Below are 14,969 nucleotides of genomic sequence, written 5' to 3'. Positions count from 1 at the left end.
TCTTTTAATTAAAAATGTTAAATGGAATGGGTGTAAATAATTGATTGGAATATTTTTTTTGAAAAAAAAGCTAAAAAAGCTTTATATTACTTATTATTTAATTTTTAGTGTAAATAGTCTATTAATAATGTGTTATTAAAAAATAAGTAGCCTTGTTATTATGTAATAGGTAAATTATTAAGAATAAACAAATTATTTTTTGTAAGATTTTGCAGTATTTATTTTTATATTTGTTTGTATCAACGATTTTGTATACTTAATCTAACATTAGGAATTGTATGAAAAAGATACCTTTTAACCGACTAACGTTATTACGTTTTAATACAAGCTTTGTAATAGCAAAAAAACTAATCCTATTAGAGTGGATTAAACTTTTTAGGCCCGTCTACAATACCACAACGCCAATTTTCTAATAGTTTATCTAGATAGAATTTCTAATTATCCAATACTGTTGTTAATGCATCTGTAATGGAGTAATTATACTCACTATTCTCAAAAAAAGAGAGTAATTGTACTCCGTTATTATATCCCTTTATTTTATAAATTATGAAACAAAACAAACTTTTACTATTGGTCCTTTTTTGTTCTTGTGTATTATTATGCGATTCTGTAAATGCCCAATTAATGGCAGTAGAATCTAAGGATACTTTAAACGGAAAACCTAAAGTTACAGCCAGACTTATAGGAAGACTTAAATTAAATGGAATTTATGATATTAAAGGAAGCCTTGCGGGCAATAGTTCTTTTCTTATTCATAAAAATGATGTTTCGGGCTTAGATATTCCTGCTTTTAGTATGGATATGAGACAGTCGCAATTGCGTTTTGTAAGTACGATACAATTAAATAATGGTAAAGAACTAAAGTCAATGTTAGAAGCTGATTTTGAAGGTGCTAATAATACCTCCCAGTTTAGACTACGCCATGCTTATATTCAATACGATCATTGGACAGTAGGACAAACTTGGTCAAATTTTGGAGATTCATCATTATGGCCTGCGCCATTATTAGATTGGGACGGCCCAACAGGTATGGTACTCTCTCGTAGGATTCAGGTACGTTATACAGGTCTTTTTAAAGAAAACGGTCATACATCGTTTATGCTTTCTGCAGAGTATATGGAGCCACGACGTTTGTATGATTACACTTTAAGCCCAACTCACGGTGTAGATTACGCTCCCTCTAGAGCTCCCGATGCTGTGGCAGGTATACGATATGCTTTTGATAATGGAGGTTTTATGAAATTATCAGGTCTTTATCGCAGTATCGCTTATGACTCTGAGGATATAGCAGCTGGAAAAACAGAGTTTGATTTTGATTCTCAAAGCGGTGGTGGTGTTACTGCTATGACAAGTATATTTTTTAGAAAAAAATCAGGTTTAGTAAATAACCTTCAAGCGCAATGGACAATTGGTAAAGGAATTAGTGATTATTTTTTAGCCGTAGGAGGATCTGGTCTTGATGGTTTTGCCAGAGCAGATTTTTCAGGAAAACTAGATTTATTACCTGTACATGCAGGTTTTGTTTCGTATGAACGTTTCTTTAATAAAAAGTTTCACTCGATGGTAATGGCTTCTTATAATCATTTTTATGATGGAGCAGGTACACTAGCTGGTTGGGACCGAATGACAAATTATCAGTTTACGCTTAATGCATCGTATGACTTCTTTGATTTTCTGACAATTGCTCTTGAACCACAAGTAGGGTACAAACAATTGCAATATGCAGACGGAAATACGCAAGGTGCTAATGCTGTTCGTATCAATTTCGGAATGTTATTTAATTTCTAATAATATGATTAACCAAATAAATATTTAAAAAATGAAAAAATTAGTACTCGTATTTTTGTTGTGTATTGCAACATCTATGGCTTTTGGACAACAAAAACCCAGAATCATTATTCTTGCCACTGGCGGAACTATTGCAGGTGAAGGAAAATCTTCGGATAGAGCAGGATATACAGCAGGTAAAATCCCTGTATCTGATCTTATAGGTAGCATTCCTAGTGTAAATGCTATTGCGGATATTAGTGGAGAGCAAATATCATCTGTAGGTAGTCAGGATATGAGTCTTGAAATATGGAGAAAACTTGCCATCCGTATTAACGAAATAGTTAGTAAAAACGAAGCCGATGGTATCGTTATTACTCACGGAACCGATACTCAGGAAGAAACAGCTTATTTTCTTGATTTGGTTTTACCACATGAATTGCCTGTTGTAATTACAGGTTCTATGCGCCCTGCAACGGCTATTAGCGCCGATGGACCTAAAAATTTATTTGATGCTATTACTGTAGCTGCAGATCCTAAAAGTAAAGGACGTGGAGTATTAGTGTCTTTTAATGAATCTATATTTGATTCTAGAGAAGTTACTAAAACAAGTACAACCAAAGTAAATGCATTTAGATCTCCAGATTCAGGACCGCTAGGAGAAGTTTATGATGGTCGTGTAGAATATTATAAATCATCTGTAAGAGAAACTGCCAATGCAGCTCCTTTTGAGGTGAACAAAAAAACAAAACTACCTAAAGTAGAAATTGTATATATGTATGCCGATGCATCTCCGGATTATATAGATTACTTAGTAAAACAAAAAGTAAATGGTATTGTAATAGCGGGTGTTGGAAACGGAAATTTCTCTAAAGCTTTTACCGATGCTATTAAAAAAGCTACTAAAGCAAATATAGCAGTATGTCGCGCAAGTCGTTGTCTAGAAGGTAGAGTAGTGCTTGATGGAGAAACAAATGACAATGAACTTGGTACAGTAGTATCAGATAATCTTAGTCCGCAAAAAGCAAGAATATTATTGATGCTTGGACTTACAAAATCAAAAAACAAAAAAGAACTGCAAGATTATTTCTTCCGTTTTTAATTACCTTTTAATAATTTAATACAATACATTATGAGCAACTTTCGTACAGAACATGATTTTCTTGGAGAAAAAGAAATACCAAACAATTGTTATTATGGAGTACAGACAGTACGTGCCAAAGAAAATTTTGATATAACAGGAATTCCAATCGGATCAGAGCCTTTGTTTATTAAAGCTTTTGGATATGTAAAAAAAGCTGCTGCAATGGCCAATAGAGACCTTGGAGTATTAGATGCTAAAAAAGCCGAAGCTATTATTTATGCTTGTGATAGATTAATAGCTGGGGAGTTTGCAGATCAGTTTATTAGCGACCTTATTCAGGGTGGAGCTGGAACATCTACAAATATGAATGCTAATGAGGTAATTGCTAACTTAGGATTAGAATATTTAGGACATAAAAAAGGAGAATATGAATTTCTTCACCCAAATAACGATGTAAACCTTTCACAAAGTACAAATGATGCTTATCCATCTGCTTTTAGAATTGCAATTTATCTTAAAATAGATGCTTTCACAGATGCTTTAACTCAATTGCAGGATTCATTCTTTCAAAAAGGAAAAGAGTTTTCTAATATCATAAAAATGGGACGCACGCAGTTACAAGATGCTGTACCAATGACTTTAGGGCAGGAGTTTAATGCTTTTGCAACAACAATAGGAGAAGATGTGCAACGTTTGCGCCAATCAGAATTATTGATTACAGAAGTAAATATGGGAGCAACTGCTATTGGTAGTAAAGTAAATGCACCAGAAGGCTACCCAGAACTTTGTGTACAATACCTTGCAGAAGTAAGTGGAGTTCCAGTTACACTAGCTGGTGATTTATTTGAAGCTACTTATGATCCGGGAGCTTTTGTAGAGCTAAGCGGAACTTTAAAAAGAAGTGCAATAAAATTAAGTAAGGTTTGTAATGATCTTCGTTTATTAAGCAGCGGACCTCGTTGTGGTTTTAACGAAATAAACTTACCTGCGCTTCAGCCAGGTTCTTCTATTATGCCAGGAAAAGTAAATCCAGTTATTCCTGAAGTTGTAAATCAAACTTGTTTTTATGTTATTGGAGCCGATTTAACAGTTACTATGGCAGCAGAAGCAGGACAATTACAATTAAACGTAATGGAACCTGTAATTGGCTTTGCTTTATTTACATCATTAGAATATCTTGCTAAAGCTTGTAATACATTAAAAGATAAATGTATTGTAGGAATCACGGCAAATGCGGAACATGCTAAAGATTTAGTGATGAATAGTATTGGTATTGTAACACAGCTTAATCCAATTTTGGGATATGAATCTTCGGCAAGTATTGCCAAAGAAGCACTTAAAACAGGTAAATCAATACATGATATTGTAGTAAACGAAAGAAAATTGATTACCCAAGAAAAATGGGATGAGATTTACTCTATAGACAACCTTATTAATCCTAAATTCATTACTTCATGATATTAGTACAATTCGCTATACTTATGGCCATGATCCTTATTGGGTCACGGCTTAAAGGGATAGGTTTGGGAGTTATGGGAATGATAGGACTGCTTATTTTTGTCCTGTTTTTTCATATGCGACCTGCTGATCCTCCTATAGCGGTACTTCTTATCATTTTAGCCATTGTAACCACAGCTGCTACATTACAGGCAGCTGGAGGTTTGGATTATTTGGTAAGTATTGCCGAGAAAATTATTCGACGTAATCCGAAGCATATTACTTTTATAGCACCATTTACAGTTTACTTTTTGTGCCTTTTTGCTGGAACTGCACATATTGTGTATTCATTACTTCCTATTATAGCCGAAGTTTCTGCTAAGAAAAGAATACGCCCAGAACGACCGTTGAGTATATCTGTTATTGCATCTCATATGGCACTTACGGGCAGTCCGATGAGTGCTGCAACAGCTTCATTAGCGGCTATACTAGCGTACTCTACAGCAGTTGTAGATATAATGAAAGTATGTATTCCTGCTTGCATGATAGGTATTATAGCGGGTGTTATTTCAGTTTGGAAAAAAGGAAAGGAACTTAGTGAAGATTCTGAATTTATCGAAAAAATGAAAGATCCAGAATTTGCCGAGAGTATAGATAAAACATCAGAGTCTAATAGAGAGTTAAAACCGGGAGCAAAAACGGCAGTTTTTATCTTTGGTCTAGCTATATTTATCATCATTCTTTTTGGAGCTTTTCCTCAATTTCTTCCTAATGTAGGAGCAGGAGCTGCAGGATTTGCAGTAGGAGCAGATGGTGTTGTTAATCTTACGGGATTAATAATTATGATAACATTATCGGCTTCGGCATTAATAATGATTATTACCAAAACACCTCCTGCATTAGTATCAAAAATGAGTTTATTTACCTCGATGGCTACTGCAGTTGTATCAGTGCTTGGTGTAGTATGGATGAGTGCTACATTTATGGGAGCAAATCAAGCTTTAATAGAAAGTACCTTTAGAGAGATAACATCAGAGTATCCGTTTACTTTTACTTTTGCATTGGTAATCATGGGGGCATTAACATTTAGTCAGGCTGCTACAACTAGAATTATGATGCCAATAGGATTGTCTTTAGGAATTGGACAACCGCATCTTATTGCGATGTTCCCAGCTGTAAATGCTGATTTTATACTACCAGGTTATCCTACATTAGTTGCTGCCATGGACTTTGACCGTACAGGCACAACTCGTATAGGGAAGTATGTAGTGAATCATAGTTTTATGCTACCAGGACTTGTTACCATTGCGGTTACGATTGCTTCGGGTTTTTTATTAAGTATGTTTTTATAACTTAATAACTGTCTTAACATATTAAGTTTAAAAAAGAGAGTTTATCTGTTACTTAAAATAACAAAGCCTGATTCAATAAAGAATCGGGCTTTGTTATATAAATTAAATTTAAAAATTATCTGAATTACAATAGGTTAAGAATGGTGTTTGTTTTTATTTAAAAATAATTCATTTTTTGTATTGTTTAACCGTAAAGACTATGTATCTTTGCACCCGAAACAACGCGGGATAGAGCAGTAGGCAGCTCGTCGGGCTCATAACCCGAAGGTCACAGGTTCGAGTCCTGTTCCCGCTACTAAAATGAAAAAGCTTCAGAGAAATCTGGAGCTTTTTTTGTTTGTATTAGTTTTTATAAAATTGCTATTTCAGAATTTTTTGCAAACAAAATTACTAAAAAGCATATCCTTTTTATCTTGATTTAGGTTATGGGTGTGAAGTCAGGAGATATTTGAACAGCTTTCCATAAGAACTCTTCGGAGAGTAGGGAAGATTAGTTTTTATTTTCTTTTCTCCATTCTTCGAGCGACAATAATTTTTTAGTTTTAGGATTAAAAAATTTTATCTCAAAAGTTTCTTGGTAAATATAATAATTGAATTCTTCCTTGTCTTTATTTGTAACTCTAACCCAGTAATAATTCTTATCATTAATTTGTGGTGATTCTATAATACTTGTTCCAGCCCATTCTTGATTTTCCGGAAGGTCCTGCATTAAATTGAAAATTTTGGTTCTATTCTCATTGTCAGAATCTGCTATTTCAAAATTTGGGTTTTGAGTAGGGTAATAAATTTCATCTAGAAGTTTTGCATTATTTTTCTGGAGTTTATCAAGCCTATTTACTGCTAATTTGTAATAAGCATAATGCTTTATTGTTTTATCTTCTTGTATTTTTTTATATATTTTTAACGCTTCGGTTTTATTTCCGACACATTCATAATAATTTGCCAGAGCATAATCATAAATATAGTAACCTATTCCTATACTATCAATAAATGATTTTGCTTTTTTATGATCTTTTAATTTGATATAATTTGCTGCATAAGCAGCTGCTACATCACCAGATTTATATTCGTTATTATTTAACTCTTTAATTGATTCATTGTATTTGCCAAGTTTATAATATAATTCAGCTTTAAGACTGTAAAGATCTTCGTTGATATTAGACTTAATTTGAGACTTATATTTGTCTTTTTCTTTCTTATTGAGAGCAATTAAATTGTCTATCTCTAAAAGCACTTTTCTAGGATCGTTTTCTCCATCAGTATAAAGCTGCACTAAAAGGCTATGAAACTTTTGATATTCCCTATCGACCTTCTCCATTTCTTTATGTAATTCCATGTGCTCTTTTTCTCCATCCGTGTAAGGAGCTTTCTTATCATTACAAGACAGAATTGTAATGGTTATTAGGATTAAAAAGAAATGTTTCATATTTTTTAAAATAAATGGCAAGGGTTTTTTATAAACTTAAAGGAGTAAAACCCCAATCTTGTCTATAGGATTTAACTTTGTAAATTTTGTTTTTTTCGTCATAGTTTAATTGATATATTCTTCCGTTTTTTTCATCGAAATAACAATTATAATTTATTATGAAATTCTCTGGATGCCACTCTCTTCTCATTTTTTCATAATTTTTCCGTAGCCTTACAAAAGCGGAGTCAGAAATTTCATTTGGAATATCTGAATTTGGACATATTCTTTTATAAATTAATAAGCTATCTTTTTCTTCTAAATTTTTACAAACTAACAATGATCGTAACATTTCATTTACCACTTCATGCTTTAAAAATCTATCTTTTCTAGGGTTTTTAGGATCAGGAAAAATACGCAAAGCATTGTTTAATTCTGTTCTAAAAGTTGAGTTGATTTTTTGGACATTTTTTAAAGGCTTATCAAAAGGAAATTCCCAATAATCCTTATACCTATTATTGAAGAAAGGAATTGAAGCATATTCTTTTTTAGAGTAGATTAGTACAATTATTTGTTGTTTGTTTTCTATTGAATCTGGTTCGGAATAAAGTTGAATTTCGAAATTTGATTTTACAATGTTTATACTTTTAATTAGTTCAAATTTACTTCCAAATTTTTTTTCATTGATTTTTAATTCCGGAAATTTATTCGTTAACTTTTCAATGGATTCTTCAGCGTTTGAGCTTCTATTTTCATTACAGCTTATTAAAGCAAGTAGAAGAAAATAGAGTAGATGTGTGTATAATTTCATGATATTTTTTACGTTTACTAAACTGAAGACTAACTTGCACGTATGTATAAATTATACAAAATCACCCGATTTTAAATTGATAAGAATAACAAACGTTATACTTTACTAAAAACCAAATATATTGATTATTCATTACAATCCATGAAAAAGGCTTTTTACCTGTTGTATATTTTGGTGTACTTGTGAGAATGTAAATTTCTGTGGTTTTGCTACTGCTATTAACAAAAAAAAAATTATTGGATGCAGCAAAATAAAAAGCATATATTTTCCTTCTTGATTTAGATTACGGTTACAAAGTCAGGGAACATTCGCATAGCAGCCCCAGCAAACTGTTCTTTTGCAAGAATTCTTCGTAGAGCGGGTTATTTAATTAAGTCGTTTCTATAACCCATAGGAATTAATTCTTTTTCTCTCCGGCTTAATTCTTTGCCTTTAAATTCTTCGAATATTAATAATGTACTTTCAATATTTTCAACTCCAAGATCAGAATTTGCTTTGCCCCATCTATATAATGCCATTTCTATATTTGTCATAATAAGTCCAGGTTTTACTTGTGATCCATTATATTCGATTCCTTTAATTTTTGTGAAAAAATCTAATTCCCCACCTTCTTTCGTTTCGGTAAGAATGAAAGCTTTGATTTCTGCTTGTGACGATTTTTCTTTATTTATGTTTTGAGAAAAGCTATAAGTGCTAATAAGAAGCAAAAGGAATACAATATTTTTTTTCATAAGTTGTTTTTGGTCGTTTCGTTTAGTATAATTATCGGTAGCGTTCTGGTGCTAGAGATAGTTTTTTTTTATACGAATATAAAAATATTTTTATTACAATTATTACCTTTTAAGATAGATAAAATCGTTCGTAAACAGCTTCGTAAGAACCATGTTTTAGATGTTAACATGAAGAGTGATAATAAACTTCTAATCAAAAGAGTTAGATTTCGTTTAAAATCCTCTAATAAAAGGTTTAAGTTTTTACCATTTGAGGAAATTGAATTGATTAATAACAGTTTTTGTAATGGTAATCTTTTCTTTTTCAATCTAAAAAAAAGAAAAGTATAGAAATAAATAAGTAATAAAAGAGATTTCAATCGAAATGTCCTTTACTTTTGCCGAATGTTAGAAATTCTTTACCAAGACGAATATATTATAGCAATTAATAAACCAAACGGTTTGCTGGTTCATAAATCATTTTATGCCCGTGATGCAAAAGTTTATGCTATTCAGGAATTGAGAAATCAAATAGGAGGACAACACGTTTATCCTATTCATCGATTAGACCGCAAAACATCTGGTGTTTTGTTATTTGCGTTGGACAAAGAAGTTTTGAGAATTATGAATGATCGTTTCGCCACACGTGAAGTCCAAAAAAAATATTTAGCAATTTTGCGTGGTTGGTCACCCGAGGAACTAACGATTGATTATGATTTAATTAATGATGATGACATTAAACAAAATGCAATAACATATTTTCATCGTTTGCAAAAAGCCGAAGTTGCCTTAGAATTTAATAATAAACCTACGTCACGATATTGTTTGGTAGAAGCAATTCCTGAAACTGGACGTATGCACCAATTACGAAAACATTTTAAACATATTTTTCATCCCATTTTAGGAAGCCGACCACATGGTTGTAATAAACAAAACAAATTATGGCTGGAGAATTATGACCTAAAAGGAATGATGCTTCATGCACATCAGTTAATTTTTAATCATCCAATAAAAAATGAACAAATAATCTTAAATGCAAAGATTAATGAAGAGTTTAGCAGAGTAGGGGATATTCTTAATCTAGATTTGAGTAAGTATAAATAGAATAATAACTTGTCGCTTCAATGCTTCCCGATACTGCAACAAAAAACTCCAGATTTCTCTGGAGTTTTTTGTTGTTAAAATAAATTCTTCTTATCTATAATGATTCGTACTATTTATAAATGCAAAAAAGATAAACTACTATCTGCAATATTTATTTATGTAATAAAATTAGTCATATATTAGCACATGAAACGCCGATATACGACTTAAACTAAGGAAGAAAACGCATAAACTATGATGACATTACCTTTTGAAAACAGAATCACTAAAGACAAAAACATTCTTATTGTTTTAGAAAAAAATACAAGCGCAAGCTCTGAACTTAACTACCTGATTGAAAAATTCTGTGGAACTGTAGTAAATGATTTTTCTGAAATTAAAACTTCATTAGATGACAAAATGATTTATGTCTGCGGAGATATTGAGCAACTTAAAAATAATAACCATAATTTTCTTTTAATCAAAGAATTATCTAGAAATTACCAGGATTATAAAGATAATAATCTACAATTTATAACATTCGGTGAAGTTCCGCTTCTTATAAGTAATGCTGGAATCTATTATCAAAATATGTTTGGTGACAGTGATTATTTTAATGCAATCAAATCTGAGCATTTATTTCAGGAATTGACAGAATCAAACAAAGATTCTAAAGCATTGAGAAAAGGTATTTATTTAACTGAGATTGTAAAAGAAAAAAAAGATGATTCAGAACTACTTCATTTTAATCTTTTAAGATGTTCAAGCAATTTTACTGGGCCAACAGACAATTTTAGAAAGACGGATCAAATTATTATAAATACTTTAAATAAGGCAATTAAATATACTTTTGAGCAAGAAATAAAAGTTAATCATGTTCTAGCTCAAATTTATGAGAATAAAATAAAAAGTGATATCAATGCAAAAGAGGTTAAATCTAAAATAAAAGCACATTCTGACAAAACCAAGGATATGTCTAAAGATGGTATTATTGCTTTCTGTACTTTTTATGATAATTCTAATTTTAACCACTTGACACAATCAAAGGAAAATAGATACGATTGGTTTTACAAGAAATCAAGCGGACTAACAAGACTTCATTTTAAATTAAAAAATACTGTATCTGATGCATCTTTAGAAAAGGAATTCAGTGTCACTCTGTATCCAAATTCGGCTTTTTTAATACCTCTTTCAACCAATAGATTATATACTCATGAAATTAAGCCTTCTGTTCTAAATGTAGATCAAATTCCTATTAGAATGGGATATGTTGCCCGTTGTTCAAATCTAGAAGCTGTTTATGTAAATGACCAAACGTATATTAAGGAAAACAACACTCTTATTAAACTTGAAGAAATGACTTCGGATACAATGATTGACCTAAGAAATTCATATTACGAAGAAAACATGAGTGAAAAGAAAATAGAGTATGGAAAAATTCATTTTAGTATGAACTCTGGTGATTACGAAAGACCAATATTTTAATCAGGCAATAAATAATGAACAACTTAGGCTTTTATAAAATTACATTGCCCATTGAAAAAAATGTATTCGAGGAATTATCAAATTCGGTAAATTTTGAAACTATTACTAAGGGCAGAATTGGGAATAATCTAGTTAATATATTAGATAATCAGAATATTCCAATCGTAAGAACAACCAGTATTTACAATATTCCGCCTCATAATTTTTCTAATGAACATCATCAAATTATAGCGTCTCTAAATATTGCAATACAAAATCAATCTATCGAAAATTTGCAATTGGTAGATTTCAATAATGCACTTATAGAAATTTACGACTGTAACTATTCTAAAATGAATTATCATTCTGACCAATCTTTAGATTTAGAAGCGGGCTCTTTTATTGGTTTGTTTTCATGTTATGAAAATCCTGATAAACTAATAGAAAAGAATATCCGTAAACTAAAAATTAAAGACAAAGTCAATAATGAAGAATTCGAAATTTCGCTAACTCATAATTCTATTGTCTTGTTTTCTTTAGCTACTAATGAAAAGTTTCTTCATAAAATTATACTAGAATCTACTCTAAGTAAAAAGAAATTTGAATCAGACAATAAATGGCTTGGAATTACTTTTAGAAAATCAAAAACATTTGTACATTTTAAAGATAACTTACCATATTTATCTGATGGAGAATTATTAACATTAGCTGATGAGAATCAGAAAAAAGAATTTTATACTTTAAGAGGACAGGAAAATAACAATTTAAATTTTGTTTATCCAATATTACCGTACACATTAAGTACGAGTGATACAATGAAACCAATAGGATTATGATAGAAAATTTTGTGCTTTTGGCATTTGACACTTATTATTTTGACGGTAAAGCCAAAACCGTCTGTATTGAATTTAATCAATGGGATCATAGCAAAGATTATAAAGTACATTCAGAAATAATTGATAATATTGAAGATTATATTCCAGGAGAATTTTATCGAAGAGAATTACCTTGTATTTTAAGTCTTTTGCAAAAGATGAATCTGGAGAATATTGATGCTATTATTGTTGATGGATATATTTATCTGGATGATGATAAGAAAAATGGTTTAGGAGGACATTTGTACGAAAAATTAAATCAGAAAATTCCAATAATTGGCGTGGCTAAAACTAATTTTGCATCATTAAATAAAGATAAAAAAAGCTTATTTAGAGGCGATAGTAAAAAACCGCTTTTTATTACTTCAATCGGTATTGATTTAGACGATGCATTTACAAAAGTTGAAAGTATGGCTGGGGAATTTAGATTCCCTACTTTATTAAAAGAATTAGACAGGTTGACAAAAGAAATATAAGTTATTCTGGAAGTTGATTAAATACTTCTAATCTTCCCACAGACTAAAACAAAAACTCCAGAGAAATCTGGAGTTTTTTTATAAGATTAATTTAAGTTTTTATTTTATCTTTCTGTAAAATAAAGAATCTCTGGGATAATTTAAATTCAAATAGTAAATGTGCTATTTGCTTAATTAATTTTAAAAAATCAAAAATTTAAAGTAGAATACACTCTGTTAATTAATCATAATTTCCGAGTATATTATAACAAACAAAATCTTACTTTGTTATTTTTTTTCATAAATTAGCTAAAGTTTATGTAGTTCATCGCTTTATAAACTTATTCTCAGCAAACTCACTTGCAAAAGCTTGAAGTAAAATAGTTATTTTATTCCGTTCTTAAGTTGAATCTTTTTATCAACATTATAGCATATCACTTCCTTTAACCTACATAAAATTGACATACGAGAGGAAGATATATTAATTTTAAGGGATTAAACTCCTTTTCATACACTTTTTAAACCTATTTGCCTTTGCCTTAAAATGTTTAAATGTGAACTACCAAATCGCAAAAATAGTATGAAGCAGAAAATAGATGATATAGAACAGTCGATACATATTCAAGAATTCCTTTTGGCAATAAAAAGAAAATCTGATAACCTGATTAATTATTTTCTTTTCAGTTTTTTTATTGTCGGTTTATTACTTGCTTTTTATTATGATACTTGGCAAATAGCAATAGGAGTAGGCAGTTTGTTGCTTGTTGCCTATTATTCGTCAAAATTGGCTTTGCCAGATTCAGATTTTTACCAGTATGTACTCAGTACGATATTGGGTATTTTTATGTGTCAATACATTTATCAAATGTATGGTATGTTCGAAATGCATTTTACAGCATTCGTAGCAAGTGCAATACTTATTACTTATCAAAACTGGAAACTCCAAATTCCCTTAACATTAGTTGTAATATTTCATCATGCACTGTTTGGTTATTTACAATACAGAGGTTTTAATGAAATTTACTTTACTCAGCTAGATTATATGTCGTTACAAACTTTTATAATTCATATAATACTAGCTACAACTATTTTTGGTCTTTGTGGATTATGGGCTTATCAATTTAAAAATTATAGTGAAGCACATATCGACCAAACATTTAGGAAAAGGGAAATTGAGAATCAAGAGCTAAAAACTGCAAATTACGAACTTGATCGTTTTGTATATAGTACTTCGCATGATTTACGTGCGCCATTAAACTCTATGCTTGGACTTATTGAAATTGCTCAAGATGATACTGCCGAAGAATTAATGCTAGGACATCTCCAGATGCTAAAAGAAAATGCTAAAAAATTAGATAGTTTCATCTCTGATATTCTCGTTTATTCGAGAAATTCAAGGATGGAAGTTCATAAGGAAAAAATTGACTTTAATGAACTTCTTAATGATGTAACTCAAAATTTAAAGTTCATGGGAGATACCAATAGGAGGGTAGGTTTTAAAGTAGACGTCATTGGCGATACTCCCGTTTATTCTGATAAAAATCGCTTAGTTACGATACTAAATAATCTTATTTCGAATTCAATTCGGTATCAAAACGCACAAATTTCTAATCCATTTATCAATATCAAAATAGTAACTTCAAATGTCGAAACTAGTATCATTGTGCAGGATAATGGTATTGGCATCCATAAAGAAGTACACTCAAAAATATTCGATATGTTTTATCGAGTGTCTCAAGAATCTGTTGGTTCCGGACTTGGATTATACATCGTAAAAGAAGCAATAAATAAGCTCAATGGAAACATAAAAGTTCAATCTGAAATTGGCCAGGGAACCACCTTTGCAATTAAAATTCCAAACAAGTAAATAAACTTAACCTATGGAACAGACAACTACACCACCGTTTAAAAAAATTCTCGTTGTAGATGATAACGCAACTGACCGTTATATAGCTAAACGAATGGCTGAAAAGTATTATTTTGCTGAAGAAACTGTTTTGCTAGATTCAGCACCAGAAGCCTTAAAATATCTCCTTTCATTAGAAGCTACACCTGATTTACTCCCTCAACTCATCTTTCTAGATATTAATATGCCCGGAATGAATGGTTTTGAATTTCTTGAGGAATACATAAAATTCTCAGAAATAATACGAAGAAATTGTTTCATTATAATGATTACCTCATCTACACATCCTGATGACCTTAAACGTGTAGAAAATATTCCATCGGTAATTCGTTTTCTTAACAAGCCTCTCGATAGAGATAAATTTGAACTTATAAGACTTGAATTATCATTAAAAAAACAATTTATTTAAAATCTACAGTAGTATTCTTATGATTTATTAAGGTTAATAAAAGCAATATTGTTCATTAAATTTATTAAAAATATCTCCAGAAGATTGGTTACATTCGTAAGAAATTACAACATCATCAGTATTTTGGTTAATTATTTTTTTGAATATCACTAAAAGTGGGTATTGCATAAGCGTTAAAAGGCTCTTATGTTTGTGAGATAATGTTTGTTAT

13 protein-coding genes and 1 tRNA gene are annotated in these 14,969 nt (G+C 30.8%); 11 read left to right on the top strand and 3 right to left on the bottom strand.

Annotation, left to right across the window (positions count from 1 at the left end; all coding sequences use genetic code 11):
- Positions 1-546 precede the first annotated feature (546 nt).
- From IW20_RS23290 to IW20_RS23270, 5 genes are all read left to right on the top strand, one after another.
- On the top strand, positions 547-1,788 hold the full coding sequence (locus tag IW20_RS23290; protein WP_035628276.1) for a DcaP family trimeric outer membrane transporter: 1,242 nt from the start codon (positions 547-549) through the stop codon (positions 1,786-1,788).
- A gap of 31 nt (positions 1,789-1,819) precedes the next feature.
- Positions 1,820-2,869 carry a type II asparaginase gene (locus tag IW20_RS23285; RefSeq protein ID WP_035628274.1) on the top strand — a complete coding sequence of 350 codons (1,050 nt, stop codon included), beginning with the start codon at positions 1,820-1,822 and terminating at the stop codon, positions 2,867-2,869.
- Between the two features lie 30 nt (positions 2,870-2,899).
- A complete protein-coding gene (aspA, locus tag IW20_RS23280) occupies positions 2,900-4,309 on the top strand; it encodes an aspartate ammonia-lyase (RefSeq protein ID WP_035628272.1) in 1,410 nt (469 codons plus the stop codon).
- Entirely contained in the window at positions 4,306-5,640 is a 1,335-nt protein-coding gene (locus IW20_RS23275; RefSeq protein WP_035628270.1) for an anaerobic C4-dicarboxylate transporter family protein, read from the top strand. The genes aspA and IW20_RS23275 overlap by 4 nt, the downstream gene beginning before the upstream one ends.
- A 222-nt stretch (positions 5,641-5,862) precedes the next feature.
- Positions 5,863-5,935: transfer RNA gene (locus tag IW20_RS23270), tRNA-Met, on the top strand.
- A 195-nt stretch (positions 5,936-6,130) separates the two neighbouring features.
- On the opposite strand, the gene IW20_RS23265 is transcribed toward IW20_RS23270, so the two are convergent.
- The 3 genes from IW20_RS23265 to IW20_RS23255 all read right to left on the bottom strand — a co-directional run bounded on the left by IW20_RS23265 (position 6,131) and on the right by IW20_RS23255 (position 8,587).
- Complete coding sequence (locus tag IW20_RS23265) at positions 6,131-7,066, bottom strand: tetratricopeptide repeat protein (RefSeq protein WP_035628268.1); 936 nt, start codon at positions 7,064-7,066, stop codon at positions 6,131-6,133.
- A 28-nt stretch (positions 7,067-7,094) separates the two neighbouring features.
- Positions 7,095-7,856: a hypothetical protein gene (locus IW20_RS23260; RefSeq protein WP_035628266.1), complete on the bottom strand. Its 762-nt coding sequence runs from the start codon at positions 7,854-7,856 to the stop codon at positions 7,095-7,097.
- Positions 7,857-8,218: 362 nt separating this feature from the next.
- Positions 8,219-8,587 carry a hypothetical protein gene (locus IW20_RS23255; protein WP_035628264.1) on the bottom strand — a complete coding sequence of 123 codons (369 nt, stop codon included), beginning with the start codon at positions 8,585-8,587 and terminating at the stop codon, positions 8,219-8,221.
- A 384-nt stretch (positions 8,588-8,971) separates the two neighbouring features.
- Here IW20_RS23255 and IW20_RS23245 point away from each other — a divergent pair, with 384 nt between their 5' ends.
- The 6 genes from IW20_RS23245 to IW20_RS23220 all read left to right on the top strand — a co-directional run bounded on the left by IW20_RS23245 (position 8,972) and on the right by IW20_RS23220 (position 14,758).
- The gene (locus tag IW20_RS23245; protein ID WP_035628260.1) at positions 8,972-9,670 is read left to right on the top strand and encodes a pseudouridine synthase; all 699 of its coding nucleotides are present in this window, start codon (positions 8,972-8,974) and stop codon (positions 9,668-9,670) included.
- 234 nt (positions 9,671-9,904) lie between these two features.
- Positions 9,905-11,134, top strand: a complete 1,230-nt coding sequence (locus IW20_RS23240) for a hypothetical protein (protein ID WP_035628258.1) — start codon at positions 9,905-9,907, stop codon at positions 11,132-11,134.
- A gap of 14 nt (positions 11,135-11,148) precedes the next feature.
- The gene (locus tag IW20_RS23235) at positions 11,149-11,949 is read left to right on the top strand and encodes an alpha-ketoglutarate-dependent dioxygenase AlkB (protein WP_035628257.1); all 801 of its coding nucleotides are present in this window, start codon (positions 11,149-11,151) and stop codon (positions 11,947-11,949) included.
- Complete coding sequence (locus IW20_RS23230) at positions 11,946-12,464, top strand: endonuclease V (protein WP_081912556.1); 519 nt, start codon at positions 11,946-11,948, stop codon at positions 12,462-12,464. The genes IW20_RS23235 and IW20_RS23230 overlap by 4 nt, the downstream gene beginning before the upstream one ends.
- Positions 12,465-13,023: 559 nt before the next feature.
- On the top strand, positions 13,024-14,310 hold the full coding sequence (locus tag IW20_RS23225) for a sensor histidine kinase (RefSeq protein ID WP_035628320.1): 1,287 nt from the start codon (positions 13,024-13,026) through the stop codon (positions 14,308-14,310).
- A 13-nt stretch (positions 14,311-14,323) separates the two neighbouring features.
- The gene (locus IW20_RS23220) at positions 14,324-14,758 is read left to right on the top strand and encodes a response regulator (protein ID WP_035628255.1); all 435 of its coding nucleotides are present in this window, start codon (positions 14,324-14,326) and stop codon (positions 14,756-14,758) included.
- Positions 14,759-14,969 lie beyond the last annotated feature (211 nt).

Source organism: Flavobacterium hydatis, assembly GCF_000737695.1.
Lineage (GTDB): Bacteria > Bacteroidota > Bacteroidia > Flavobacteriales > Flavobacteriaceae > Flavobacterium > Flavobacterium hydatis.
Note: the sequence above shows the minus strand (reverse complement) of the source record. Positions and strands in the feature narration are given on the sequence as shown.